This is a genomic window from Streptomyces narbonensis (assembly GCF_014649015.1).
In the GTDB taxonomy this organism is placed as follows: domain Bacteria; phylum Actinomycetota; class Actinomycetes; order Streptomycetales; family Streptomycetaceae; genus Streptomyces; species Streptomyces narbonensis.
Genome location: NZ_BMSF01000189.1, coordinates 1 through 533 on the forward strand (window position 1 = coordinate 1; position 533 = coordinate 533).

Sequence of the window (533 nt, forward strand, 5' to 3'; positions counted from 1 at the left end):
ATAACCATTTTTTTTATTTTTAATCCATTTTGCTGCAACTAATGCTCCAAAAGCAAATACTAATCTATTTGTTACTTTATGATTAATTTCTATTATTTCCCCTAATTTTGAAGCATAAATTATTTTATGTTCTCCTATTATATCTCCTGCTCTAATTATTGAATATCCTATTGTGTTTTTAATACGTGGACCATTTTTTTTCAGATAAACTTTAATAGTATTTAAATTATATCCCATAATCTTAGCTATCTTTTTGCCTAAAAATAAGGCAGTTCCAGAAGGACAATCAATTTTCTTATTATGATGATATTCAATAATTTCTATATCAAAATCTTTTATTATTAATTTTTTTGTTATCTTAATAATTATATCTGATATAATATTAGCACCTATACTCATATTAGAAGACAATACAAATGGTACTTTATTTTTAAACATTTTTATTTTTTTTAATTGTTTTTTTTTAAATCCGGTAGTCCCAATAATTATTGATTTCTTATTTTTATAACAATATTCTAAATTTTTTAAACTTA

1 protein-coding gene is annotated in these 533 nt (G+C 21.2%); it reads right to left on the reverse strand.

Annotated elements, in window-relative coordinates; all coding sequences use genetic code 11:
• Positions 1–533 (reverse strand): 4-hydroxy-tetrahydrodipicolinate reductase (gene dapB, locus IE124_RS34470; protein ID WP_189514076.1); only part of this gene is annotated, 533 nt, incomplete at both ends.